The following is a 22,262-nucleotide window of genomic DNA, read 5'->3' as shown; positions in this document are numbered from 1 at the left end:
TGGGGGGCTGGAACAGTTGTTGCAAAGTCGTTTTGCCCTTTGCGGTGGTCCCTGAGGGGCGCCGGTGTTCTGCCAAGCGACTCAGATCGTCCGTCATTCATGCTTGCATTTGTTTTACGACGCATGGCCCAGGCGGTGCTCGTCATGGTCAGCGTGGCCTTCATCGCTTTCGTTTTGTTCCAGTACGTGGGCGACCCGGTCGTGTTTCTGCTGGGGCAGGACGCCACGCCCGAGCAGATCAGGAGCCTGCGTGCCGATCTCGGGCTGGACCAGCCCGTTGTGGTTCAGTTCGGCCATTTCCTGGTGAATGCGGCGCAAGGCGAATTCGGCATCAGCCTGCGCCAGGGGGCCAAGGTGTCGCGTCTCATCGCCGAACGGCTGCCGGCCACGGTGGAGCTGGCGGTGGTGGCCGCTGTGCTGGCCTTGCTGCTGGGCATTCCGATGGGCGTGTACGCCGCCCTGAAGCGGGGAACCTTTGTGAGCCAGGTGTTCATGACGGTGTCGTTGCTGGGTGTGTCGCTGCCCACCTTCCTGATCGGCATCCTGCTGATCCTGGTGTTTGCGGTGAACCTGGGGTGGTTTCCGAGCTTCGGCCGCGGCGACGTGATGCAGCTGGGATGGTGGAGCAGCGGGCTGCTCACCGCCAAGGGATGGCACCATATCGTGCTGCCCGCGCTGACCCTGGCGATTTTCCAGCTCACGATGATCATGCGACTGGTCCGGGCGGAGATGCTGGAGGTGCTGCGCACCGACTACATCAAGTTCGCTCGTGCCCGCGGCCTGAGCAACCGTGCGGTGCATTTCGGTCATGCGCTGAAGAACACGCTGGTGCCGGTGATGACCATCACCGGTCTGCAGCTCGGGGGACTGATCGCGTTTGCCATCATCACCGAGACGGTGTTCCAGTGGCCGGGCATGGGCCTGCTGTTCATCCAGGCCGTGACCTTCGCCGATGTTCCCGTGATGGCGGCCTATCTCTGTCTGATCGCGCTGATCTTCGTCGTGATCAACCTGGTGGTCGACCTGCTCTACTTTGCGGTCGACCCTCGCCTGCGCATTGAAAGGGCCGGAGCCCACTGATGATGTCCCACACCTCCCGCATCCGCGCTCATGGCCGGGCGTTCGCCCACATCGCCGCCTTGCACCCCGAACTGACGGCGCTGCGCCGCGAGCTGCACGCCCACCCGGAACTCGGTTTCGAGGAACACTACACCGCCCGGCGGGTGGTCGAGTCCCTGAAGGTCTGCGGTGTGGACGAGATCCACACGCAGATTGGCAAGACGGGCGTGGTGGCGCTGATCCACGGGCGCCGCCGGGACAGCGGGCGGATGATCGGCCTGCGTGCCGACATGGACGCCCTGCCCATGAACGAACTCAACGATTTCGCCTGGAAATCGACCCGGGCAGGCCTGATGCACGGCTGCGGCCACGACGGGCACACCACCATGCTGATCGGTGCGGCGCGCTACCTGGCCGAGACCCGGCGCTTCGACGGCACGGCTGTGCTGATCTTCCAGCCCGGCGAGGAAGGCTTTGCCGGTGCCAAGGCCATGATCGAGGACGGGCTGTTCGAGCGCTTCCCGGTGCAGTCGGTCTACGCCATGCACAACTGGCCTCAGATGCGACCGGGCACAGTGGGCGTGAACCCCGGGCCGATGATGGCCGCGGCCGACCGCATCACCATCGAGGTCACCGGCAAGGGCGGACACGGTGCGCACCCCTACCTCACGGTGGACCCGGTGCTGGTCTCGGCCCATATCATCACGGCGGTGCAGAGCATCGTCTCGCGCAATGTCAGGGCGATCGACAACGCGGTCATCAGCCTGTGTTCGATGCAGGCGGGCGATCCCGGGGCCTTCAGCGTGGTGCCTGGCAAGGCCACGATGGTCGGCACGGTCCGCACCTTCAGCCCCGAGATCCAGTCGCTGGTCGAGCGCCGGCTGAACGAGGTGTGCTCCGGCGTGGCGCTGGGCCTGGGCGCTTCCGCGCACGTGCGGTACGAGCGCATCTATCCCGCGACCCTCAACACACCGGACGAGGCCCGGTTCGCCGCCCACGTGGCGCGCGATCTGGTGGGCGACGAGCATGTGGACGCGGAAATGGACCCTAGCATGGGGGCGGAAGACTTTTCCTTCATGCTGCAGGTCAAGCCGGGAGCCTACCTGCGGCTGGGGCAGGGCGGGGAAGGCAGCTGCTTCCTGCACAACAGCCGCTACGATTTCAACGACGAGGTGCTGCCACTGGGCGCGGCCCTCCACGCCGGCCTGATTGAACAGGGCATGCCCCTGTCCGACGACCCGCTTTGAGCTTTCATCCAACCGACCAGGAGAAACCATGAACTTCAAGCATTCGCTGATCGCCTCCATCGCTCTGGCCGCCATCGCGGGCACTGCGGTGGCGCAGACGGTGCGCATCGGCAACCAGGGCGACGCCTTGTCGATGGACCCGCACTCGCTCAACGAATCCTTGCAGCTGAGCGTGACCGGCAACGTGTATGAAGGTCTCGTGGCCCGGGACAAGGATCTCAAGCTGGTGCCGGCGCTGGCCACCAGCTGGAAGCAGACCTCTCCCACGGTGTGGCGCTTCGAGCTGCGCAAGGGCGTGAAATTCCACGATGGCAAGCCATTCACGGCGGACGATGTGCTGTTCTCCTTTGCCCGTGCGGCCGGCGAAGGCTCGGACATGAAGAGCTACACCAACGACTTCAAGGAAGTGCGCAAGGTGGGGGATTCCGCGATCGAGATCGAAACCAAGACACCGTTTCCCATCCTGCCCGACCTGCTGGCGCTGGTCTACATCATGAGCAAGCCGTGGGCCGAGGAGAACCAGGCCACCCGGCCGGTGGACCGCCGAAAGGGCATCGAGAACGCGGCCTCTTTCCGCTCCAATGGCACCGGGCCCTACCGCCTGCGCGAGCGCCAGCCCAACGTCAAGACCAGCTTTGTCCGCAACGGCAGCTACTGGGGCAAGATCGAAGGCAATGTGGTGAACGTGGAGTACACGCCGATCGGCAACGATGCCACCCGCGTGGCGGCCCTGCTCTCGGGGCAGGTGGACGTGATCGAACCGGTGCCGCTGCAGGACGTGGCGCGCATCAACGCGAGCGGCAAGTCCAAGGTGCTGCAAGGGCCGGAGCTGCGCACCATCTTCCTGGGCATGGACCAGAAGCGCGACGAGCTGCTGTACTCCAACGTGAAGGGCAAGAACCCGTTCAAGGACAAACGCGTGCGCCAGGCCTTCTACCAGGCCATCGACATCAACACCATCCAGCGCGTGGTGATGCGCGGCGCGTCCAAGCCCACGGCGCTGATGGTCGGCCCCGGCATCAACGGCTTCGACGCGTCGATGAACACCCGCCTGCCCTACGACCCCGAGGCAGCCAAGAAGCTGCTGGCCGACGCCGGCTACCCCAACGGGTTCGAGGTGGCCATGAACTGCCCGAACGACCGCTATGTGAACGACGGCGACGTCTGCCAGGCGGTGGCCGCGAACCTGGCCAAGGTCGGTGTGAAGGTGAACCTGCAGGCCGAGACCAAGGGCACCTACTTCCCCAAGGTCCTCAAGCGCGACACCAGCTTCTATCTCCTGGGCTGGACGCCCGGCACCTACGATTCGCACAACGCGCTGAATGCGCTGATGCGCTGTGTCGACGAAAAGGGCAGCGGCCAGTTCAACCTGGGGTCGTACTGCAATCCCAAGGTGGATGAGCTGACGCTGAAGATCCAGTCGGAGACCGACAAGGCCAGGCGCGACGCGATGATCAAGGAAGCGTTCAAGCTGCACGCCGACGATGTCGGGCATCTTCCGCTGCACCAGCAGGCCCTGGCCTGGGGTGTGGCCGGCAACGTGCAGCTGGTACAGCTGGCGGACAACTTCATGCCGTTCCGCTTCATGTCGGTGAAGTGATCGGCGGAGCCTTGATCGCCGCCCTTCGACGCTGGCTCGACGGCGACGTCGGCCACAGCTTCCGCTCGTCGCCCACCGCCATGGTGGCGGCGCTGATCGCCTTCGTCTGCGTGTTCTGTGCGGTGTTCGCGCCCTGGGTGGCACCGCACAATCCGTTCGACCTGTCCACGCTGGAACTGAGCAATGCGCGCCTGCCCCCGGCCTGGATGGAGGGCGGCAACCCTGCCTTCCTGCTGGGCACGGAGGACCAGGGGCGCGACATCCTCTCGGCGCTGATGTACGGGGCCCGCATCTCGCTGGCGGTGGGGCTGACCTCGGTCGTGCTGTCGGTGCTGATCGGTGTGGTGCTGGGCCTGCTCGCCGGCTTTCTGGGCGGCTGGGTGGACGCCTTCCTGATGCGCCTGTGCGACGTGATGCTCTCCTTTCCGCCCATTCTGGTGGCCCTGCTGATTGCGGGCGTGGGCCGTGCGCTGTTTCCCAACGCGCAGGACTCGCTGGCCTTCGGCGTTCTGGTGCTGGCCATCACGCTCACCGGCTGGGTGCAGTACGCGCGCACGGTGCGCGGCTCCACGCTGGTCGAGCGCAACAAGGAGTATGTGCAGGCCGCCCGCGTGACCGGCGTGCCGCCGCTGCGCATCATGCGGCGGCATGTGCTGCCCAATGTGATGGGGCCGGTGCTGGTGCTGGCGACCATCCAGGTCGCCACCGCCATCATCATCGAGGCCACGCTGTCCTTCCTCGGTGTCGGTGCACCCATCACCGCCCCCTCGCTGGGCACGCTGATCCGGGTCGGCAACGACTACCTGTTCTCGGGCGAATGGTGGATCACGGTGTTTCCCGGCGCCATGCTGGTGTTGATCGCGTTGTCGGTCAACCTGCTCGGTGACTGGCTGCGCGACGCCCTCAATCCCAAACTGCGATGAGCCTGCTGCAAGTCAAAAACCTGGTCGTGGAGTTCCCGGGCCGCCGCGGCACGCTGCGCGCGCTGGACGACATTTCCTTCGACATCGCACCCGGCGAAATCCTGGGGGTGGTGGGCGAATCGGGCGCAGGCAAGTCGCTGACCGGCGCGTCCATCATCGGTCTGCTGGAGCCGCCGGGGCGCATCGCGGGCGGCGAGATCCTGCTGGAAGGCCGGCGCATCGACCACCTGCCATTCGCCGAACTGCGCAAGGTGCGCGGCCGGCAGATCGGGGCCATCTTCCAGGACCCGCTGACCTCGCTGAACCCGCTCTACACCGTGGGTCGGCAGCTCACCGAGACCATCCGCACCCACCTGCCGGTGAGCCAGGCCGAGGCGCGAGAGCGCGCGATCCAGCTGCTGCGCGACACCGGCATTCCGGCGGCCGAGCAGCGCATCGACCACCACCCGCACCAGTTCAGTGGCGGCATGCGCCAGCGCGTGGTGATCGCGCTCGCGCTGGCGGCCGAGCCCAAGCTGATCGTGGCCGACGAACCGACCACCGCGCTGGACGTGTCGATCCAGGCGCAGATCATCACCCTGCTCAAGCGCATCTGCCGCGAGCGCGGTGCCGCGGTGATGCTGATCACGCACGACATGGGCGTGATCGCCGAGACCTGCGACCGCGTGGCCGTGATGTACGCCGGCCGCGTCGCGGAGATCGGGCCGGTGCACGACGTGATCCACCGGCCGGCCCACCCCTACACCGCGGGCCTGATGGCCTGCATTCCCGACATGACCCAGGACCGCGAACGGCTGCACCAGATCGACGGTGCGATGCCGCGCCTGAACGCGATCCCGGCCGGATGTGCCTACCACCCGCGCTGCGACCGCGCGTTCGACCGGTGTCACGCGCAGCGGCCAGATCTGCTCGCCGCCGGCCCGACGCGGGCCGCCTGCTGGCTGCAGGCCGATGGTGCAGGAGGTGTGTCGTGAGCACTGCCAACCCGGCGCAGCCGCTGGTGCGCGCCACCGACCTGGCCAAAACCTTCGACGTCTCGGTGCCCTGGCTCAACCGCGTGCTGGAGCGGCGCCCGCGCCAGCTGCTGCGCGCGGTCGACGGCGTGGGCTTCGACATTGCGCGTGGCCAGACGCTGGCGCTGGTGGGCGAATCGGGCTGCGGCAAGAGCACGGTGGCACGCCTGCTGGTGGGGCTGTACGAACCCACGCGGGGTGGCTTCCAGTTCGACGGGCAGGACGCGCACGCGGCGTTCAGAACACCGCAGGGGCGCCAGCTGCGCCGCCGCATCCAGATGATCTTCCAGGACCCGTATGCGAGCCTGAACCCGCGCTGGCGGGTGCAGGACATCGTGGCCGAACCGCTGGTCGAGCACGGTCTGCTGTCGGGAGCAGGCGAGTTGCGCGAGCGGGTGGGTGAGCTGCTGCAGTCGGTCGGGCTCTCGCCGCTGGACGCGGTCAAGTTCCCGCACCAGTTCTCGGGCGGGCAGCGCCAGCGCATCTCGATCGCGCGTGCCCTGGCCACGCACCCGGAGTTCCTGGTCTGCGACGAACCCACTTCGGCGCTGGACGTGAGCGTGCAGGCGCAGGTGCTCAACATCATGAAGGACCTGCAGCGTCGTCAGGGACTGACCTACCTGTTCATCAGCCACAACCTGGCGGTGGTGCGGCATGTGAGCGACCAGGTGGGTGTGATGTACCTCGGGCGCCTGGTGGAGCTGGCCGACAAGCACACGCTGTTCGACAGTCCGCGCCATCCGTACACGCGCATGCTGCTGGACGCGATCCCGAAGATCCACCACACCGGCCGGGCGCGCACGCCGGTGCAAGGCGAGGTGCCCAATCCGCTGGACCCGCCGGCGGGTTGTGCGTTCAACCCGCGCTGTCCGCATGCGAACGAACGTTGCCGGGTGGAGCGGCCGGTGCTGCGGGATGTCGGTGGCACCCGTGTGGCCTGCCACGCGGTGGAAGAAGGCCGGATCTGATCGGAGGCCGGGCGTTCTCCTTCAGGCGTAGCGCTTGCTCCGAAGATTGTTCTTCATCTCTTTCAGCAGCGGCTGCAGCTTGTTGCCGCCGATGCGCAGCGCCAGGCAGGTGGCGACCACGTCGATCACCATCAGGTGCATCAGGCGCGAAGTCATGGGGCTGTAGCGGTCGTAACCCTCGGGGTGGTCGGCGGCCAGGTGGATGTGGCCGGCGGTGGCCAGGGGCGAGCCGCTGGCGGTGACGGTGATGACGGTGGCACCGTGCTTGCGCGCGATGTCGGCGGCGTCCATCAGGTCGCGCGTGCGGCCCGAGTTGGAGACGATCACCAGGCAGTCGCCCGGGCCCAGCAGCGAGGCGCTCATCACCTGCATGTGGCCGTCGCTGTAGGCGATGGCGTTGATGCCCAGGCGGAAGAACTTGTGCTGCGCGTCCTGCGCCACGATGCCCGAGTTGCCGGCGCCGTAGAACTCGATGCGGCCCTTGTTCTTGTAGGTGGTCAGCAGCGCGTCGACGGCCTTTTCGATCGAGTGCGTCGAGGCGTCGTTGCGGTACTTGAGGAAGGCCGCCACCGTGTTGTCGATCACCTTGACCAGCACGTCGCTGACCTTGTCGTCCACGTCCACGCTGCGGTGGATGAAGGGCACGCCTTCGCTGACGGTGCCGGCCAGCTTGAGCTTGAAGTCGGACAGGCCGTCGTAGCCCATGCTGCGGCAGAAGCGCACCACGGTGGGTTTGCTCACATGGGCACGGTCGGCCAGTTCGGAAACCGGCAGGCTGGCGAAGCTGCGTGGGTCGAGCAGCACGAGTTTGCCCACGCGCTGTTCTGCGGGCGCCAGTGAGGGCATGGAGGCTCTGATTCGGTCAAGCATGCGAAAATGGTAACCCAGTTACATCTTTCTGTGAAACCTCGACAACCCTGAGAGAGACCGATGAACCAGCTCGATGCCCTCAAGCAGCTCACCACCGTGGTCGCCGACACCGGTGACTTCAACCAGATCGCCGCCTACTCGCCGCGCGACGCGACGACCAACCCGTCGCTGATCCTCAAGGCGGTGCAGAAGCCCGAGTACGCGCACCTGCTGCAGGAAACGGTCGCCAAGTTCGGGCAGCACGGCGTCGACGAGGTGATGAACCGGCTGCTGGTGCGCTTCGGCATCGAGATCCTGAAGCACGTGCCCGGCCGGGTCTCGACCGAGGTCGATGCCCGCCTGAGCTTCGACACCGAGGCCACCGTGACCCGCGCGCGCCGCATCATCGACCTCTACCAGGGCGAGGGTGTGCACGTGGACCGCATCCTGATCAAGATCGCCTCGACCTGGGAGGGCATCCAGGCAGCGGCGCGGCTGGAGCGCGACGGCATCCACACCAACCTCACGCTGCTGTTCTCTTTCTGTCAGGCCGTGGCCTGCGGCCAGGCCAAGGTGCAGCTGATCTCTCCGTTCGTGGGCCGCATCTACGACTGGTACAAGAAGCAGGCCGGCGCGAAGTGGGACGAGGCCGCCATGGCCGGCGCCAACGACCCGGGCGTGCAGTCGGTGCGCGCCATCTACAACTTCTACAAGAAGCACGGCATCGCCACCGAGGTGATGGGCGCGAGCTTCCGCAACGTGGGCCAGATCACCGCACTGGCCGGCTGCGACCTGCTGACCATCAGTCCCGACCTGCTGGCCCAGCTGCAAGCCAGCGAGGCGCCACTGGCCAAGGCCCTGGACGCCGAGGCTGCACAGGCCATGGACATCCCGTTCGTGCAGTATGACGAGGCGGCGTTCCGCTTCGCGCTGAACGAGGACGCGATGGCCACCGAAAAGCTGTCCGAAGGCATCCGCGCCTTCGTGGCCGACACGATCAAGCTCGAAGCGATGATGCGCTGAGCGCCGGATCAGCCGATGCGGTGGAAGCGCCACCGCAGGCGCTGGGTCATCGACTGGCCCTGCGCCAGGTGGTGCAGCCCCGGTCGGCCCGGCAGGTGGACCGCGTCGATCGGGTGGCTGACCGGTTCCACGCAGAAGCTCGGGCCGTGCTCCGGCCGGAACAGCAGCAGGCAGCCATCGCCGGTCACCGAGGTGTCTTCCACCGTCAGGGCCCAGCCGCTTTCGGGCCACTCGATGCGGGCCGTGCCGTCCCAGCCGGTGAAGGCGTTGTCGATCAGCGACCCGTGGGCGTCAAGACCCGCGCACAGGTCCCAGTCCGGCGGCATGGCGGTGTGTGCACGGGGCAGTCGGTCGGGGTGGCCGAGCCAGACGCCGCCCACACGGGCCTGCACCCGGGTGCCGGGGCTGCGCAGCAGCCAGGGGTGCTGGCCCAGGCCGTAGGGCAGGGGGTTTTCTCCCAGGTGGGTCACCGACAGGGTCTGTTCGATGCCGTCGGGCAGCAGCTCGTAGTGCTGGGTGGCGACGTAGTCGTAGGGGCTGCCCATGAAGTGGCGCGAGGCCAGCCGCAACCCGATCTGCAGCCCGTCGTGGGCCAGTACCTCCCAGGCCTGCAGCCAGCCTTCTCCATGGATGGGGCAGGCTTCCCCGGCGCGGTTGGGCGCCAGCGGGTGGAACACCCCGTCCTGTTCAAAGCCACCGCCGCTGATGCGGTTGGACCAGGGCACCAGCGGCAGCGAGGCCACGCTGAACGGATCCGGGTCGCCGAACCAGGGGCGCCAGAGGTGGAACGGTACCTCGGGCTGGCGCGGGGCCGCACCGGCCTGCGGGTGCAGCAGCCAGGCGGCGGCACTGCCGCCGAAGCCGGGCACCAGGCCCAGGCGCTGGCGCCCGTCGTCGAGCCAGTGCACGGTGTGGTCGCCGCAGCGGGTGACCGGGGCGGATGCGGTGCCGGCGCTCATCGCGCGCCCATGGCAAGACCGAGCACGCGCTCGCTCACGCAGCGCCCTTGCACCTTGCCGCCCTCGATGCCGCTGCGGAAATGGATGCCGGCGTACATGCGCGAGATGGCCGCCTCGTCGGCCGCGGCCCGGAAGCTGGCGAAGCTGCGAGGGCCCCAGCCGCGGTCGTTGTGGGTGTTGTCGGTGAAGCGGGTGCCCGCGCCGAACTCCTGTTCCAGCACACCGGCCGCCGCCGACGACAGCACCGAGTGGCCCGAGGGGTATTCGGGAAATGGCGGTGTGTGCATGAGCGTGGGCACCCACTGGGTGTCGATGGTCAGCTGCACCGCGGTCACCGGTCGCAGCAGGTTGAGGGTGTACTTGGTCTTCCAGGCGGCGATGAAGGCGTCCGCCATGGCCACGTGCAGGCGCGTGTACACCCGGGCCGCGCGGGCCAGGCTGGCCTTGCCGGCCTTGAGCTGGTCGGTGGCGATGAAGGACCAGTGGCCCGCAGGCGTGGGGGTCTTCAACGGGTCGTCGGCCCAGTACAGCGAGACCTGGCGCTGCTCCTGCGTGGCGGCCTGGCTGATGCGGTGGACCTCGGCGGTCTCGCGCTGAAACGCCGAGCCGGTCTCTTCGGAATAGGCGGGCGGCGGCGGGGCCGCGCAGGCGCCGGCCGCGGGCAACGCAAACGGTCGCACCGAGCCCCACCAGGGCAGCAGCGCCGCGGCGTAGGCCGGCGGCGTGGGCGACCACTGCCCGGCGCCGCTGGGTGGCACGTAGTTGGCCTGGTGGCGGCGCAGCGGGCCCCAGGCCTCGTGGCCGCCGTCGGTGCGGGCCCAGGTCATCAGGGCCATGGCCATCAGCTTGCCGAAGGTCTCCGAGCGTGTGCGCACCTCGGCGTTCACCAGTTGGGGGTCGAAGTCGCGCGCCAGCTTCTGCGGCAGGCTGCGTTCCAGCAGGTCGATGCGGTTCTTGTTCTCGGCGCTGGCGTGCGGAAACATCATGCGCGTCATGCTGGCCATGGCCGTGTGCGCCACGGTGGGCCAGTGCAGGGGCTCGTCCGGCTGCGCCCAGGGCAGCGATTGCAGTTCGTTGAGCTGGCCGGCCAGGCTGCGCTGGCCCGGCATGCCCGGCGCCACCGATTCGTACAGCGCCAGGCTCAGGTAGGCCAGGGCGCGCGCGGCCACGGGCGGGCTCATGCCCGGGGTCTGCTGGGTCAGCAGCAGGGCCAGGCCGAACCACTCGGTGGCGACCTCCGCGCTGTAGGCGTCGGCGGAGAGCATTGCGGCAGCGGGTGCCACGGCGGGCGCCTGGGCAAAGGAGGATGGCAGGCCGGCGCACAGCGCGGCCAGGCCCAGCACCCAGCGGGCAACGGGGCGGCGGATCATGGTGCTCTCCAGGGGGTGAGTCCCGACGGGGCGACGGTGTAGAAACGGTCGGCCTCGACCGGCTGCCAGGCGCTCCAGCCGCCCTGCGGCCACTGCACGCGCAGCTGGGCGCGGTCTGCGCTGCCCAGGCCGAAGTGCACCCAGCCCAGGTGGCCGCTGGCGTGGCCGCCGCCGACGGTGAGTTCCTGGCGCAGCACCGGCGCTTTCTCGTCCTCGCCCAGCCGCACCTCCACCCAGGCGCCGATGGCGTCGCGGTTGCCGCCGGCCTGCTGCAGCCGCAGCTGCAGCCAGCGCGGCGCCGGTGACGCGCTGGCGGGCAACTGGCGCCAGAGCTGGGCCCGGTCCCCGCGGTTGACCACCACCACGTCCAGCAGACCGTCGGCGTTGAGGTCGGCCACCATGCCGCCGCGGCCACGCAGCACGCTGGCCAGGCCGGCGGTGTGGCCGGCCTCGACGAACTGGCCATCGGCGGTCTGCAGCAGCAGGTTGTTCGGGTCCAGCGCCGCGAAATCGGGCATGGACGAAACGTTGCCCTTGACCACGAACAGATCGGCGCGGCCGTCGTTGTTGACGTCGGCGAACTGCGCGTGCCAGGCGGTCGAGGGCCGCACGTCGCCGCCCACGTAGGGCCGGTGCGCGGTGGCGCCGCGCCTGAATGCGATGTCCATGTAGCGCGGCTGGCCCGGGCCGGCTTCGAGCGTCTGCAGCTTGTTGTCGGACATGCTGGTGAGGTAGAGCTCCGGCAGGCCGTCGCCGGTGATGTCGTGGCTGGCGATGCCCATGCCCCAGATCTGCAGCGGCTTCCAGCCCTCTGAGGCCTCGTAGCGCCGGGGCTCGGCACCCGGCGCGACGCGCCAGAGCTGTTCCTCGCCGCCCTTGTAGTACTCGCGGTCGTTGCTCACGCGCAGCGACGCCGTGCCCGAGCGGTTCCAGTCGGAGAACAGCATCGACAGCGCACAGTGCCCCGGCACCAGCGGCTGGGCCGGCTGGAAGCCCCCGCCCGCTTGTGGCCGGACGAACAGCGCCGGCGTGCAGCTGCCCCAGGGAAAGTCGGGCTTGCTGCGGTCGACGTAGGTGCCGATGGCCAGGGTCGGCCAGGTCTGCCCGGCTTCCCAGGTGGCAGAAAACGCGGTGTGCCAGCCGTTGCCGGTGCGCAAGTTCCAGGCCTCGTTGGCGCGCTCGAAGCGGCACTGGCCCCGGCCCCGGTACACCTGCACCTCGCCCACGCGCAGCACCACCAGGTCGGTCACGCCGTCGCCGTCGATGTCCAGCGGGTAGGCGCCGACGGCGTTGGTGGTCTCCAGCCCCGAGCGGAACTCCTGCAGCTTCAGCGCCTGTCCGCGCGCGCTGCGGTTGCGGTAGAGCCGGGCCTTGCCGACGCCCGCTGTGACGTAGATCTCGGGCAGGCCGTCGTCGTCGCAGTCGAAGGTGGCCACGCCGCCGCCCACCATGTACTCGTCCTCGCCCTCGAAGCGGCTGAACAGGCCGGCGCTTTCGGTCTCCTCGACGAAACGCGGCACCACGGGGGCGGACGGCTGGGCCCGCAGCGGGGCGGACAGCAGCAGGGCCAGGGCCGCACAGAGGCCGGACAGCAGCGGGGAGTGGAGGGGCACGGACAACCTTTGGGGAGGGAACCGGCACCGATCTTATTAAGTTCAATCATCAAACTATGTCGGGTTTGTCCCAATAGGAGCTGCGCACCAAGGCGGCGAATAATTAGTTTGTCGTCCGTACTAAATGGCTGCCGGCAGAGGGCCAACGCACGATGTGTCCAACCAATCCGTTCAACAACCATGGCCCGCAAGCAGGCCGTTCACTGGAGACAAGGATGAAACTGAAGACAACGTTGACCGCTTTGGCGCTCGGTCTGGCCAGCGCCGGGGCGTTTGCCCAGGTGGTGGGTGTGAGCTGGTCCAATTTCCAGGAAGAGCGCTGGAAGACCGACGAGAAGGCCATCAAGGACCAGCTGGCCAAGCTGGGCGCCAGCTACATCAGCGCCGACGCCGGTGGCTCCCCCGAGAAGCAGCTGTCCGATGTGGATTCCCTGATCGCCAAGGGCGCCAAGGTGCTGATCGTGCTGGCCATGGACAAGGACGCCATCCTGCCCGCGGTGAACAAGGCCAACCAGCAGAAGATCCCGGTGGTCGCCTACGACCGCCTGATCGAGGCGCCCGGTGTCTTCTACATCACCTTCGACAACGTCGAGGTCGGCCGCATGCAGGCGCGCGCCGTGCTCGAAGCCCAGCCCAAGGGCAACTACGTGATGATCAAGGGCTCGCCCACCGACCCGAACGCCAACTTCCTGCGCGGCGGCCAGCAGGAGGTGCTGGAGGCGGCGATCAAGAAGGGCGACATCAAGATCGTGGGCGAGGAATACACCGACGGCTGGAAGCCGGAAGTGGCCCAGAAGAACATGGAGCAGATCATCACCAAGACCGGCGGCAAGATCGACGCCGTGGTGGCCTCCAACGACGGCACGGCCGGCGGTGTGGTGGCGGCGCTGACCGCCAAGGGCATCAAGGGCATCCCGGTCTCGGGCCAGGACGGCGACCACGCCGCGCTCAATCGCGTGGCCCAGGGCTCGCAGACGGTCTCGGTGTGGAAGGATGCGCGCGACCTCGGCCGCGACGCGGCCACCGCCGCGGTGTCCCTGGCCAAGGGCCAGAAGGTGGCGGGCGCTGCGGCCTGGGCCGGCGGCGAGAAGAAGGTGTCGCTGCAGGCGCAGTTCCTCAAGCCGGTGCCGATCACGGCCAAGAACCTGGACCTGGTGGTCAAGGCCGGCTGGATCAAGAAAGAAGACCTGTGCAAGGGCGTGGACGCGGCCAAGGGCCCGGCCGCCTGCAAATGACCCGTCCTCTGACATCGAGTTTGCGTTTCTCCTGATGGATGGAGGCCCTCGGACCGCGGGCTGGGTTCAGCCCGCGGTCCTTTTTTCTGCCGGAGTGCGTCTGTGAGTCCTGTTCCCAATGTCCTCAGGCAACTGGCCATCGACTGGCGGCTGGTGCTGATGGGGGCGGTCCTGGTGGCCACCGCCATCGTGTTCAACATCCTCTCGGACGGGCTGTTCCTCTCGCCCGAGAACCTCTACAACATCGCCCAGCAGACGGCGGTCGTCGGCATCGTGGCGACGGTCGTGGTGCTGGTCATCGTGGCGCGCCACATCGACCTCTCGGTCGGTTCGGTGATGGGCTTTGTCGGCGTGCTGATCGCGACGCTGATGTACACCGCGGGCTGGCACTGGATCGAGGCCTCGCTGGCCGGTCTGGCGGTGGCGATCGCGGTGTCGCTCTACCAGGGCGCGCTGACGGCCATGCTCGGCGTGCCGTCCTTCGTGGTCACGCTGGGCGGGCTGATGTCGTTCCGCGGCGCGGCCTTCCTGGTGGCCGACGGCAAGACGCAGCCGGTCAACGACGCCTTCTTCCAGCGCCTGGGTGGCGGCTTTGACGGCGCCATCGGCGTGCAGGCCAGCTGGGTGCTGGCGGCCGTGCTGGTGGCGGCGCTGGTGCTGCAGACCTGGCTGCGCCGCCGCGCCAAGGCGGCCTACGAGGTGCCCAACCCGCCGCTGTGGCTCGATGCCCTGGTGGCCGCGGTGCCGGCGCTGATCGTGGTGGGCTTCGTCGCCACCATGAACGCCTACCAGATCCCCAGCAAGGACGCGCCGCAGGGCGTGCCGATCCCGGTGCTGATCTGGGGCGGCGTGGCGCTGGTGCTGTCCTTCATCGTGCACCGCACCCGCTTTGGCCGCTACGTGTTCGCGATGGGCGGCAACCCCGAGGCCGCGGCCCTGGTGGGCATTCCGGTGCGCCGGGTCACGCTGATGCTGTTCGCGCTGCTGGGCGTGCTGATCACCATCGCCGCCATGGTCTCCATCGCGCGGCTGAACGCCGGCACCAACTCGCTGGGCACCGGCATGGAGCTGTACGTGATCGCCGCGGCGGTCATCGGCGGCACCGCGCTGGCCGGCGGCAGCGGCTCCATCCTGGGATCCGTGCTGGGCGCGCTGATCATGCAGAGCATCGACAGCGGCCTGCTGCTGCTGGACATCTCCATCGGCCTGCGCTACGTGATCATCGGCCAGGTGCTGATCGCCGCAGTGGTGTTCGACGTGGTGTACCGCCGCGTCACCGGAGACCTGTCATGAGCGCACCGCTGGTTGAAATGCGCCAGATCGGCAAGTCCTTCGGCGGTGTGCGCGCGGTCGACGACGTGTCGATCAACCTCTACCCGGGCGAAGTGGTGGCCCTGCTGGGCCACAACGGCGCCGGCAAGTCCACCCTGATGAAGATGCTGGCCGGGGCCTACCCCATCGACAGCGGCGAGGTGCTCATCAACGGCGAGAAGGCCCACATCCGCACCCCGGTCGATGCCCAGCGCTGCGGCATCGAGTCGATCTACCAGACCCTTGCGCTGGCTGACAACCTCGACGCGGTGGCCAACCTGTTCCTCGGCCGCGAGCTGCTCACGCGCTGGAACACGCTGGACGACCACCGCATGGACGCCGAGGCCCGCAAGGTGTTTCACCGCCTGAACAAGAACTTCAAGAACGTGCGCACTCCGGTGCGCCGGCTTTCGGGTGGTCAGCGCCAGGTGGTGGCGATTTCGCGCGCGATCTACTTCAACGCCCGCATCCTGATCATGGACGAGCCGACCGCGGCCCTGGGCCCGGAAGAAACGGCGATGGTCGGCAACCTGGTGCGCCAGCTCAAGGCCGAAGGCGTGGGCATCTTCCTGATCACCCACGACATGCCCGACGTGTTCGGCCTGAGCGACCGGCTGGCGGTGATGAAGAACGGCCGCATGGTGGGCGCCTACCGCACCGCGGACGTCACCGAGGACGAGGTCCTTGGCATGATCATCGCGGGCAAACAACCGGAAGGAAAGGCGCAGACCCACAGCCTCTGAGGCCTGCGCGTTCCATCACCACCGCATGAAAACCACCGGCGACCAGCAACTTGTCAAACGCATCAACCGCAGCGTGCTGTTGCGGCTGCTGCGGCGGCGCAGCGGCCTCTCGCGCGCCCAGCTCGCGCAGGAGAGCGGCCTGACCAAATCCACCGTCAGCCTGCTGGTGCGCGAGCTGATCGACGAGGGCTGGGTCACCGAGACCGGCGTCGCCGCCGCACAGGGCCTGGGCCGGCCGTCGACGCCGCTGCGGCTCGATGGCGGCCGCCGCGCCATGATCGGCGCCGAGATCGCGGTCGAGTCGCTGCGGGTGGTGGGGGTCTCGCTCACCGGCGAGGTGCTGTGGTCCATCGAAGAACCGCTGACGGACCACGAACCCGGCGCGGTGTGCCGCCAGGTGGCGCAGCTGGTGGTGCGCGCGCACGCCGAACTGGCGGCGCGGCCGGTGCTGGTTTCGGGCGTGGGCATCGGCCTGCCCGGTGCCTTCGACGAGGCCAGTGGCACCGTGCGCTTCGCGCCCAACCTGGGCTGGCGCAACGTGGCCTTCCTGCCGCTGATCACGCGCGCCCTGGCGGACGCAGGTTGTCCACCGGTGGCGGTGCACGTGCAGAACGAGGCCGACACTGCGGCCCTCAGCGAATACGAGTTCACCGACGGCGACGACATGGACTCGCTGATCTTCGTCACTTGCGGCGTCGGTGTCGGCGCCGGCATCGTGCTCAACGACCGCCTGTTCACAGGCCTGCAGGGCATGGCGGGCGAGATCGGCCACAGCATCCTGCAGATCGACGGCCCGGCCTGCTCCTGCGGTCGCCGAGGTTGCGCCGAAACCTTCTTCGGTGCCCGGGCGCTGGGCCAGCTGCCCGACCCGGCGCGCGGGGGTGTGTTCCTGGGCGTGGTGCTGCAGAACCTCTGGACCACCTTCAACCCCGGCGCCCTGGTGGTCGGTGGTTCGTCCTGCGAGCAGCACCCCGGTATCGTGCGCACCGCGCGCGACACGCTCGACGCCTACGCCACCAGCGCGGGTGTGCCGCCGCCACCGGTGCGGCCGGCGCGCTACGGCCTGCTGGCATCGGCCGTCGGCGCGGCCGCCCTGGTGCTGCACCACGAACTGCGGCCCATGCACGCCCCCACCGTCACCACGCTGCCGGACGCGGCCCCCGCGTCCGAGCCCCTTGTTTCCCCCACCGTTCACTGACCCCACTGTTCATGTACATCGGCATCGACATCGGCACCTCCGAGGTGAAGGCCCTGTTGCTCGGCCCCGATCAACGCGTCATCGGCTCGGCCGGCTCCCCGCTCACCGTCTCGCGGCCCCACCCCGGCCACAGCGAACAGGACCCGGCCGACTGGTGGACCGCCACCCAGACGGCGCTGGCCGCGCTGCGCGCCGCGCACCCGGCCGAGTACGCAACGACCGAGGCCATCGGCCTGTCCGGCCAGATGCACGGCGCGGTGCTGCTGGACGCGCAGGACCGCGTGCTGCGCCCGGCCATCCTCTGGAACGACACCCGTTGCGCGGCTGAGTGCACCGAGATGATGGCCGAGCTGCCCGCGCTCAGCGACCTGGGCGGCAGCCTGGCCATGCCCGGCTTCACCGCGCCCAAGCTGCGCTGGGTCGCGCGGCACGAACCCGAGATCTTCCAGCGCGTGGCCAAGGTGCTGTTGCCCAAGGACCATGTGCGCCTGATGCTGACCGGCGAACACGTGAGCGACCTCTCGGACGCCAGCGGCACGCTGTGGCTGGACGTGCGGCGGCGCGACTGGTCCGACGAACTGCTGGCCCTCACAGGTCTGACGCGCGCCCACATGCCGCGCCTGGTCGAAGGCAGCGCTGCGGGCGGCCGCCTCAAGGCCGAGGTGGCGCAGACGCTGGGTCTGCAGCCGGGCACGGTGGTGGCCGGTGGTGCAGGCGACAACGCGGCCAGCGCCGTGGGCATGGGCGCGGTCGAGGCCGGCCAGGGCTTTCTTTCGCTGGGCACCAGCGGTGTGCTGTTCGTGGTCACGCCCGACTACCAGCCCAACGCGGCCAGCGCCACGCATGCCTTCTGCCACGCGGTGCCGGGCCGCTGGCACCAGATGAGCGTGATGCTCTCGGCCGCCAGCGCGCTGCAGTGGGTGTCCGACCTGCTGGGTGCCGCGAACGCGGGCGAGGTGGCCACGCGCGCCGCCGCCCTGAGCCCGCAGGACCGCACCGCATCGCCGCTGTTCCTGCCCTACCTGAGCGGCGAGCGCACGCCCCACAACGACGCGAAGGTGCGTGGCAGCTTCCACGGCCTGGACTTCGACACCGACGCGGCGCGCCTGGGCTACGCGGTGATGGAAGGCGTGAGCTTCGGCCTGCTCGATGGCCTGGCCGCGCTGCACGCGGCCGGCAGCACGGTTTCGCGCCTGTCCCTGGTGGGCGGCGGTGCGCGCAGCCCCTTCTGGGCCCAGATGCTGGCCAGCGCGCTGGACGTCGAGATCGTCACCCACGGCGGATCGGCCGTCGGTGGTGCGCTGGGCGCAGCCCGGCTGGGTGCGCTCAGCGTGGGCGCGCCGATGGCCTTGGTCTGCCTGCCGCCGCCGGTCGACACCGTCTACCGGCCCGACCCCGTCGAGCGCGCCCTGCTGGCGCCGCGCCATGAACTTTTCCGCAGCCTGTACCGCAGGCCCTGATGACTTCAACCGAGACCACCATGAGCACCTATTTCTCCGACATTCCCGCCATCGCCTACGAAGGCCCGCAATCGACCAACCCGCTGGCCTTCAAGTGGTACGACAAGGACCGCCTGGTGCTGGGCAAGCGCATGGAAGAACACCTGCGCTTTGCCGTCTGCTACTGGCACAGCTTCTGCTGGAACGGCTTCGACCCCTTCGGTTACGACGGCACCTTCGAGCGCCCGTGGCAGCGCGTGGCCGACCCGATGGCCGCGGCGCGCATGAAGGCCGACGCGGCCTTCGATTTCTTCTCGCGCCTTGGCGCACCCTACTACTGCTTCCACGACCGCGACGTGGCGCCCGAAGGCAGCACGCCGCGCGAGAGCGTGAACCACCTGCACGAGATGGTCGAGGTGCTGCAGGCCAAGCAGGCGCAGACCGGCATGAAGCTGCTCTGGGGCACGGCCAACCTGTTCAGCCACCGCCGCTTCATGTCGGGCGCGTCCACCAACCCCGATCCGGAGATCTTTGCCCTGGCCGCGCTGCAGGTGAAGGAGGCGATGGACGCCACGCTGAAACTCGGTGGCGAGAACTACGTGCTGTGGGGCGGGCGCGAGGGCTATGAAACCCTGCTCAACACCCGCATGGGCCAGGAACTGGACCAGATGGGCCGCTTCCTGAACATGGTGGTGGACTACAAGCACAAGATCGGCTTCAAGGGCACCATCCTCATCGAGCCCAAACCGCGCGAGCCGTCCAAGCACCAGTACGACTTCGACACCGCCACGGTCTACGGCTTCCTGGTGCGCCACGGACTGGAGAAGGAAATCAAGGTCAACATCGAAGCCAATCACGCCACGCTCTCGGGCCACAGCTTCGAACACGAGATCGCCACCGCCATCGACCTTGGCATCTTCGGCTCCATCGACATGAACCGCGGCGACATGCAGTGCGGCTGGGACACCGACCAGTTCCCCAACAACATCCCCGAGACCGCGCTGGCGCTCTACCTGATCCTGCAGGGCGGCGGCTTCACCACCGGCGGGCTGAACTTCGACTCGAAGGTGCGGCGCCAGTCCATCGACGCCGAGGACATGTTCCACGGCCACATCGGCGGCATGGACGTCTCGGCGCGCGCGCTGCTGATCGCCGAGCAGATGATCACCGACGGCCAGCTGTCGCGCCATGTGGAGGCGCGCTACGCCGGCTGGAACACACCCTTCGGCCAGGACGTGATGGCGGGCCGCCTGGGCCTGGATCAGGTGGCCGACCGTGTGCTGGAGCGCAATGTGGACACGCGGCCGGTCTCCGGGCGGCAGGAGCTGCTGGAGAACCTGCTCAACCGCTACATCTGAGCAACCGCCTGAACCCAAGGACCTGAACCGGGAGCGCGCATGAAACCAGTGGTGTGGGGCGTCCTGAGCACGGCGAAGATCGGCATCGAGAAGGTGATCCCGGAGATGCTCGCGAGCCCGCTGGTCGAGCTGCGCGCGATCGCCTCGCGCAGCCTGCCGTCCGCGCAGGCGGCGGCAGGTAAGCTGGGCATTCCAGAGGCCTACGGCAGCTACGAGGACCTGCTGGCCGACCCCGCCATCGAGGCCATCTACAACCCGCTGCCCAACCACCTGCACGTGCCGCTGACCCTGCAGGCGGCTGCGGCCGGCAAGCACGTGCTGTGCGAGAAACCATTCGCCCTCAGCGCCGACGAGGCGCTGACCGTGCGGGCCGCCGCCAGCCGGGTGCACATCGAAGAGGCCTTCATGGTGCGGCACCACCCGCAGTGGCAGCGCGCCCGCGAGCTGGTGCGCGCCGGGCGCATCGGCACGCCGCGCGCGGTGCAGGTGTTCTTCTCCTACTTCAACGACGACGGCGCCAACATCCGCAACCAGGCGGCCATCGGCGGCGGCGCGCTGTACGACATCGGCTGCTACGCGGTGCTGGCGGGGCGCCACCTGTTCGAGGCCGAGCCGCGCCGCGTGGTCGCGCTGGTGGACCGCGACCCGGTGCTGGGTGTGGACCGGACGACCAGCGCCTTGCTGGATTTCGGCGGCGGGCGGCAGGTGAGCTTCACCGTCTCGACCCAGAGCGTGCCGTTCCAGCGGGTGCAGGTGGTGGGCACGCGCGGTCGCATCGAACTGTTCATCCCCTTCAACGCTGCGCGCGGGGGCCAGATGCGGCTGGCGCTGGACGAGGGCGGGGCGCTGGACGGCAGCGGCGTGACGGTCGAGACCCTGCCCGCGGCCGAGCAGTACCGGCTGGAGGTGGAAGCGTTTTCGCGCCGCGTGCGCGCGGGCACACCGCCCGACGCGTCCGGGCTGGACGATGCCGTCGCCCAGGCCCGCGTGATCGACGCGCTGTGGCGGTCCGAGCGCAGCGGGCGCTGGGAGGTCGTGGCCCGCAGCTGAGCTCCTGGCTCCCTGTGCCGCCCCGGGCCGCGTGCTAGCCTGCGGCCATGTCCGATCTGCTGTCCCATCCCTCCTTCGTCCGCTTCTGGTGCGCCCGGGTGGCCGCGGTCGCCGGCACCCAGATGCTGATGCTGACCATCGGCTGGCACATGTACGAACTGACCGCCAGCGCCTGGGACCTCGGCCTGGTGGGGCTGTTCCAGTTCGTGCCGGCCCTCGCGGCCACCTTGCCGGCGGGCCACGCCGCCGACCGACACCACCGGGCCCGCATCGTGGCGGTCTGCCTCTCGGCGCAGGCGGTGGTGGCGGTGCTGCTGGTGGCGGGCACGCTGGCGCACGTGGTCTCGCGCGAAGGGCTGCTGGCGCTGTCGGCGCTGCTGGGGGCGATCCGGCCGTTCCAGATGTCGGCCCAGCAGGCCCTGTTGCCCTCGCTGGTGCCGGCGCCGCTGCTGGCCCGGGCCACGGCGGTCACGTCCACCGGCACCCAGGCGGCCGTCATCGGCGGGCCGGCCCTGGGCGGGCTGATCTTTGCGGTGAACCTGAACGCGGTCTACGTCGTCTGCGCGGGGCTGTTCCTCGGCGCCGCGCTGGCCTGCCTGTGGGTGCGTTACGAACGCCAGCCGCCAGCCCGCGAGCCGGTCAGCGCACAGACGCTGCTGGCCGGCGTGCGCTATGTCTGGGGCCACCCGGTGCTGCTCGGGGCCGTCTCGCTGGACCTGTTCGCGGTGCTGCTGGGCGGGGCGACCGCGCTGCTGCCGATCTTCGCCAAGGAGATCCTGCAGGTCGGCCCCGAGGGCCTGGGCATGCTGCGTTCGGCGCCGGCGGTCGGCGCGCTGGCGGCGGGTCTGGTGCTGTCGCACGTCGCGCTGGAGCGGCATGTAGGCCGCAAGCTGCTGGTGGCGGTGGCCGTGTTCGGCCTGTGCATGGTGGTGTTCGGGCTGTCCACCTCGTTCTGGCTGTCGCTGCTGGCGCTGGCCGTGTCCGGTGCGGCCGACATGGTCAGCGTGGTGGTGCGGCAGACGCTGGTGCAGCTGGAGACGCCGGACGCCATGCGGGGCCGCGTGGCGGCGGTCAACACGCTCTTCATCGGCGCCAGCAACCAGCTCGGTGAGTTCGAGTCGGGCGTGACGGCGGCGGCCTTCGGGCCGGTGGGCTCGGTGGTGCTGGGCGGGCTGGGCACCATCGGCATCAGCCTGGCGTGGTGGCGCCTGTTCCGTCCGCTGGCGTCGCGCGACGCGCTGACCGGGCCGCAGCAGGTGTCCTGAGTCGAAGCGCCGAGGCTGGTCCGAACAGGCCCGGCTGGC

The 22,262-nt window shown here is 68.9% G+C and carries 19 protein-coding genes; 15 read left to right on the top strand and 4 right to left on the bottom strand.

The features are described from left to right. The first annotated feature begins 99 nt into the window (after positions 1–99). Genes RCO38_RS04030 through RCO38_RS04005 form a run of 6 tightly spaced genes read left to right on the top strand, consistent with a single transcriptional unit; the run spans position 100 to position 6,810 of the window. Positions 100–1,080: an ABC transporter permease gene (locus RCO38_RS04030; protein WP_308326996.1), complete on the top strand. Its 981-nt coding sequence runs from the start codon at positions 100–102 to the stop codon at positions 1,078–1,080. Continuing rightward, positions 1,080–2,306, top strand: a complete 1,227-nt coding sequence (locus RCO38_RS04025; RefSeq protein ID WP_308326995.1) for a M20 aminoacylase family protein — start codon at positions 1,080–1,082, stop codon at positions 2,304–2,306. The genes RCO38_RS04030 and RCO38_RS04025 overlap by 1 nt, the downstream gene beginning before the upstream one ends. A 28-nt stretch (positions 2,307–2,334) precedes the next feature. Next, on the top strand, positions 2,335–3,906 hold the full coding sequence (locus tag RCO38_RS04020; protein ID WP_308326994.1) for an ABC transporter substrate-binding protein: 1,572 nt from the start codon (positions 2,335–2,337) through the stop codon (positions 3,904–3,906). Between the two features lie 14 nt (positions 3,907–3,920). After that, positions 3,921–4,829 carry an ABC transporter permease gene (locus RCO38_RS04015; protein ID WP_374694516.1) on the top strand — a complete coding sequence of 303 codons (909 nt, stop codon included), beginning with the start codon at positions 3,921–3,923 and terminating at the stop codon, positions 4,827–4,829. Then, positions 4,826–5,803 carry an ABC transporter ATP-binding protein gene (locus tag RCO38_RS04010; RefSeq protein ID WP_308326992.1) on the top strand — a complete coding sequence of 326 codons (978 nt, stop codon included), beginning with the start codon at positions 4,826–4,828 and terminating at the stop codon, positions 5,801–5,803. The genes RCO38_RS04015 and RCO38_RS04010 overlap by 4 nt, the downstream gene beginning before the upstream one ends. Next, positions 5,800–6,810: an ABC transporter ATP-binding protein gene (locus tag RCO38_RS04005; protein ID WP_308326991.1), complete on the top strand. Its 1,011-nt coding sequence runs from the start codon at positions 5,800–5,802 to the stop codon at positions 6,808–6,810. Before RCO38_RS04010 ends, RCO38_RS04005 begins: the two co-directional genes overlap by 4 nt. 21 nt (positions 6,811–6,831) lie before the next feature. Here RCO38_RS04005 and RCO38_RS04000 read toward each other — a convergent pair whose 3' ends face one another. Beyond that, entirely contained in the window at positions 6,832–7,680 is an 849-nt protein-coding gene (locus tag RCO38_RS04000; protein WP_066152707.1) for a MurR/RpiR family transcriptional regulator, read from the bottom strand. Positions 7,681–7,740: 60 nt separating this feature from the next. On the opposite strand from RCO38_RS04000, the gene tal reads away from it, so the two are divergent. Then, on the top strand, positions 7,741–8,682 hold the full coding sequence (gene tal / locus RCO38_RS03995; RefSeq protein WP_308326990.1) for a transaldolase: 942 nt from the start codon (positions 7,741–7,743) through the stop codon (positions 8,680–8,682). 8 nt (positions 8,683–8,690) lie between these two features. Here tal and RCO38_RS03990 read toward each other — a convergent pair whose 3' ends face one another. From RCO38_RS03990 to RCO38_RS03980, 3 genes are read right to left on the bottom strand one after another with little or no spacing between them, the layout of a single operon-like run. Continuing rightward, positions 8,691–9,641, bottom strand: a complete 951-nt coding sequence (locus RCO38_RS03990; RefSeq protein WP_308326989.1) for an aldose 1-epimerase — start codon at positions 9,639–9,641, stop codon at positions 8,691–8,693. Continuing rightward, the gene (locus RCO38_RS03985) at positions 9,638–11,011 is read right to left on the bottom strand and encodes a vanadium-dependent haloperoxidase (RefSeq protein ID WP_308326988.1); all 1,374 of its coding nucleotides are present in this window, start codon (positions 11,009–11,011) and stop codon (positions 9,638–9,640) included. Before RCO38_RS03985 ends, RCO38_RS03990 begins: the two co-directional genes overlap by 4 nt. Next, positions 11,008–12,624, bottom strand: a complete 1,617-nt coding sequence (locus RCO38_RS03980) for a CRTAC1 family protein (protein ID WP_308326987.1) — start codon at positions 12,622–12,624, stop codon at positions 11,008–11,010. The genes RCO38_RS03985 and RCO38_RS03980 overlap by 4 nt, the downstream gene beginning before the upstream one ends. A gap of 215 nt (positions 12,625–12,839) precedes the next feature. Here RCO38_RS03980 and xylF point away from each other — a divergent pair, with 215 nt between their 5' ends. From xylF to RCO38_RS03940, 8 genes are all read left to right on the top strand, one after another. Further along, entirely contained in the window at positions 12,840–13,859 is a 1,020-nt protein-coding gene (xylF, locus tag RCO38_RS03975; protein ID WP_308326986.1) for a D-xylose ABC transporter substrate-binding protein, read from the top strand. A gap of 159 nt (positions 13,860–14,018) precedes the next feature. After that, positions 14,019–15,152: a sugar ABC transporter permease gene (locus tag RCO38_RS03970; RefSeq protein WP_308327322.1), complete on the top strand. Its 1,134-nt coding sequence runs from the start codon at positions 14,019–14,021 to the stop codon at positions 15,150–15,152. Further along, complete coding sequence (locus RCO38_RS03965; protein WP_308326985.1) at positions 15,149–15,913, top strand: ATP-binding cassette domain-containing protein; 765 nt, start codon at positions 15,149–15,151, stop codon at positions 15,911–15,913. Before RCO38_RS03970 ends, RCO38_RS03965 begins: the two co-directional genes overlap by 4 nt. Before the next feature lie 25 nt (positions 15,914–15,938). After that, a complete protein-coding gene (locus tag RCO38_RS03960) occupies positions 15,939–17,111 on the top strand; it encodes an ROK family protein (protein ID WP_308326984.1) in 1,173 nt (390 codons plus the stop codon). Between the two features lie 11 nt (positions 17,112–17,122). Next, a complete protein-coding gene (gene xylB, locus RCO38_RS03955) occupies positions 17,123–18,571 on the top strand; it encodes a xylulokinase (protein ID WP_308326983.1) in 1,449 nt (482 codons plus the stop codon). A gap of 20 nt (positions 18,572–18,591) precedes the next feature. Continuing rightward, positions 18,592–19,908 carry a xylose isomerase gene (gene xylA, locus RCO38_RS03950; protein ID WP_308327321.1) on the top strand — a complete coding sequence of 439 codons (1,317 nt, stop codon included), beginning with the start codon at positions 18,592–18,594 and terminating at the stop codon, positions 19,906–19,908. Between the two features lie 39 nt (positions 19,909–19,947). Then, positions 19,948–20,958 carry a Gfo/Idh/MocA family protein gene (locus RCO38_RS03945; protein ID WP_308326982.1) on the top strand — a complete coding sequence of 337 codons (1,011 nt, stop codon included), beginning with the start codon at positions 19,948–19,950 and terminating at the stop codon, positions 20,956–20,958. A gap of 47 nt (positions 20,959–21,005) precedes the next feature. After that, positions 21,006–22,223 (top strand): MFS transporter, encoded by a 1,218-nt coding sequence (locus RCO38_RS03940; protein ID WP_308326981.1) that lies wholly within the window; start codon positions 21,006–21,008, stop codon positions 22,221–22,223. Positions 22,224–22,262 lie beyond the last annotated feature (39 nt).

It is taken from the genome of Hydrogenophaga pseudoflava (genome assembly GCF_031020795.1).
GTDB lineage: Bacteria > Pseudomonadota > Gammaproteobacteria > Burkholderiales > Burkholderiaceae_C > Hydrogenophaga > Hydrogenophaga pseudoflava_A.
The sequence above is the reverse complement of the archived record's forward strand: the minus strand, read 5'-3'. Positions and strand labels throughout refer to the sequence as shown.

What these genes read in the sequence shown, in the direction of transcription:
- RCO38_RS03990 (WP_308326989.1), bottom strand. Translation starts at nt 9,641, where the DNA reads ATGAGCGCCGGCACCGCATCCGCCCCGGTCACCCGCTGCGGCGACCAC.
- xylB (WP_308326983.1), top strand. Translation starts at nt 17,123, where the DNA reads ATGTACATCGGCATCGACATCGGCACCTCCGAGGTGAAGGCCCTGTTG.
- RCO38_RS03945 (WP_308326982.1), top strand. Translation starts at nt 19,948, where the DNA reads ATGAAACCAGTGGTGTGGGGCGTCCTGAGCACGGCGAAGATCGGCATC.
- RCO38_RS04010 (WP_308326992.1), top strand. Translation starts at nt 4,826, where the DNA reads ATGAGCCTGCTGCAAGTCAAAAACCTGGTCGTGGAGTTCCCGGGCCGC.
- RCO38_RS03985 (WP_308326988.1), bottom strand. Translation starts at nt 11,011, where the DNA reads ATGATCCGCCGCCCCGTTGCCCGCTGGGTGCTGGGCCTGGCCGCGCTG.
- RCO38_RS04000 (WP_066152707.1), bottom strand. Translation starts at nt 7,680, where the DNA reads ATGCTTGACCGAATCAGAGCCTCCATGCCCTCACTGGCGCCCGCAGAA.
- RCO38_RS03965 (WP_308326985.1), top strand. Translation starts at nt 15,149, where the DNA reads ATGAGCGCACCGCTGGTTGAAATGCGCCAGATCGGCAAGTCCTTCGGC.
- RCO38_RS03970 (WP_308327322.1), top strand. Translation starts at nt 14,019, where the DNA reads ATGGGGGCGGTCCTGGTGGCCACCGCCATCGTGTTCAACATCCTCTCG.
- xylF (WP_308326986.1), top strand. Translation starts at nt 12,840, where the DNA reads ATGAAACTGAAGACAACGTTGACCGCTTTGGCGCTCGGTCTGGCCAGC.
- tal (WP_308326990.1), top strand. Translation starts at nt 7,741, where the DNA reads ATGAACCAGCTCGATGCCCTCAAGCAGCTCACCACCGTGGTCGCCGAC.
- RCO38_RS04020 (WP_308326994.1), top strand. Translation starts at nt 2,335, where the DNA reads ATGAACTTCAAGCATTCGCTGATCGCCTCCATCGCTCTGGCCGCCATC.
- RCO38_RS03940 (WP_308326981.1), top strand. Translation starts at nt 21,006, where the DNA reads ATGTCCGATCTGCTGTCCCATCCCTCCTTCGTCCGCTTCTGGTGCGCC.
- RCO38_RS04025 (WP_308326995.1), top strand. Translation starts at nt 1,080, where the DNA reads ATGATGTCCCACACCTCCCGCATCCGCGCTCATGGCCGGGCGTTCGCC.
- RCO38_RS04030 (WP_308326996.1), top strand. Translation starts at nt 100, where the DNA reads ATGCTTGCATTTGTTTTACGACGCATGGCCCAGGCGGTGCTCGTCATG.
- RCO38_RS03960 (WP_308326984.1), top strand. Translation starts at nt 15,939, where the DNA reads ATGAAAACCACCGGCGACCAGCAACTTGTCAAACGCATCAACCGCAGC.
- xylA (WP_308327321.1), top strand. Translation starts at nt 18,592, where the DNA reads ATGAGCACCTATTTCTCCGACATTCCCGCCATCGCCTACGAAGGCCCG.